Below are 1,656 nucleotides of genomic sequence, written 5' to 3' on the forward strand. Positions count from 1 at the left end.
GCGCATGAATGCCCGCCAGATCCGCCACCTTCACCATCACGCCCGCCGTATCCGCCGTACGATCCGCCCCCGCCAGCGCCAGGCGGCTTCCGGCCACATCGAACTGGGCCCAGCGGTCGCCGTCAACAAAGGTCGGCTTTGCGCCCAGCAGGACCGACCACGCCTCAACGCCCGCCTGCAGGTCTTCCACCGGCAGAACCGTTGCAATCTTCTCCACCATTATACGTCTCCCTCAGCGCCCAAGCCCTCAGCCGATCTGGCTGGCGGATTCCTCGACGATGAACATGCGGGTGCCGGAGCGGTCGAGGAAATTCTCCTCATCATTTGCAATGCGCTGCGCCACCTCGGGGTCGGCAGAGACCTGCATGGCCGCGTCATAGGCCGCGCGGTCGCGGAAGCGGATTTCGGTCAGCACGTCGAAATCGAACGGAGCCGCGCCCTCGTTCACATAGGCGCCGTCGAACACCGTGAAGTTGCGCCGGTACTCAACAATGCCCGGCAGCAGGGACAGGATCAGCGGCGCGTGGTTCTCGGTGTAGTAGCGAATGAACTCCTCGCGCGAGATGTCCGCCCGCTTGCGCAGCATGGCGACGACTTTCAGGCTTCCCCCGGACATGTCTTCCTCCCCATTTTACGGCAGCATCGCCCGCGTGATGGTCGCCGGGTCTGGGCTGCTGTGCCGCCATTTCCTTTTCCCCGGCCCTGGCGGACAGGTATAACAGGACGAAGCGGGAAGAACGGACGTCCGAAATGACTAGGTTTGCAGAAAAATCGGTCACCATCGTCGAGGTCGGCGCGCGGGACGGTCTCCAGAACGAGCCCGAGGTGTTCTCGACCGAAACCAAGGTGGAGCTGCTCACCCGCATGATGGAGGCCGGGGCAAAACGCCTGGAAGTGGCCAGCTTCGTTCATCCCAAGCGGGTAGCCCAGATGGCCGATGCCGAGGCGGTGGTGGCCGCTTTGCCGGACCGGCAGGACGTGAGCTACATCGGCCTCGTGCTCAACAAGCGTGGCCTGCTGCGCGCCCTTGCCACCCGCGAGGGCAACCGGCGCGGCGTTGACGAGGCCGGCTGCGTGGCCACGGGCAGCGACAGCTTCGGCCAGCGCAATCACGGCCAGACCATTGAGGACGCCCTGCGCGAGAACCGGGAAATGTTGCGCCTTGCCCGTCAGGAAGGCTTGGTGCCGCAGGTGACCGTATCCGTTGCCTTCGGCTGCCCGTTCGAGGGGGACGTCCCCCCGGACCGCATACTCGACATTGTGCAGCGGCTGGCCGAGAGCGAGCCGGACGAGATCGCGCTCGCCGACACCATCGGCGCGGCTGTGCCTGCGCAGGTGAGCGACCTGTTCGGCCGCGCCCACGAACTGCTGCCTGAGAGCATTCGCCTGCGTGCCCACTTCCACAACACCCGCAACACCGGCATCGCCAACGCCTGGGCGGCCTATGAGGCAGGCGCCACCGTGCTGGACAGCAGTGTCGGCGGGCTTGGCGGCTGCCCGTTCGCGCCCCGGGCGACCGGCAACATCGCGACGGAAGACCTGCTCTACCTGCTGCACCGCTCCGGCGTCGCCACGGGCGTTGACCTTGAGGCAACCATTGCCAACGCACAGTGGTTCGAGGGCGTGCGTGGCAAACCGGCCGTCTCCATGCTGGCC

3 protein-coding genes are annotated in these 1,656 nt (G+C 66.2%); 1 reads left to right on the plus strand and 2 read right to left on the minus strand.

Going from position 1 to position 1,656, the window contains the following annotated elements; genetic code table 11:
• Positions 1-220 (minus strand): hypothetical protein (locus VIG90_RS17360; RefSeq protein ID WP_331594783.1); only part of this gene is annotated, 220 nt, incomplete at its 3' end.
• 27 nt (positions 221-247) lie between these two features.
• Entirely contained in the window at positions 248-616 is a 369-nt protein-coding gene (locus tag VIG90_RS17365) for an EthD domain-containing protein (protein ID WP_331594784.1), read from the minus strand.
• Positions 617-750: 134 nt separating this feature from the next.
• Here VIG90_RS17365 and VIG90_RS17370 point away from each other — a divergent pair.
• A partial coding sequence (locus VIG90_RS17370) for a hydroxymethylglutaryl-CoA lyase (RefSeq protein ID WP_331594785.1) occupies positions 751-1,656 on the plus strand: 906 nt, incomplete at its 3' end.

Origin of the sequence: Pedomonas sp. (assembly GCF_036515995.1) — a bacterium.
GTDB lineage: Bacteria > Pseudomonadota > Alphaproteobacteria > Sphingomonadales > Sphingomonadaceae > Pedomonas.

What these genes read in the sequence shown, in the direction of transcription:
- VIG90_RS17365 (WP_331594784.1), bottom strand. Translation starts at nt 616, where the DNA reads ATGTCCGGGGGAAGCCTGAAAGTCGTCGCCATGCTGCGCAAGCGGGCG.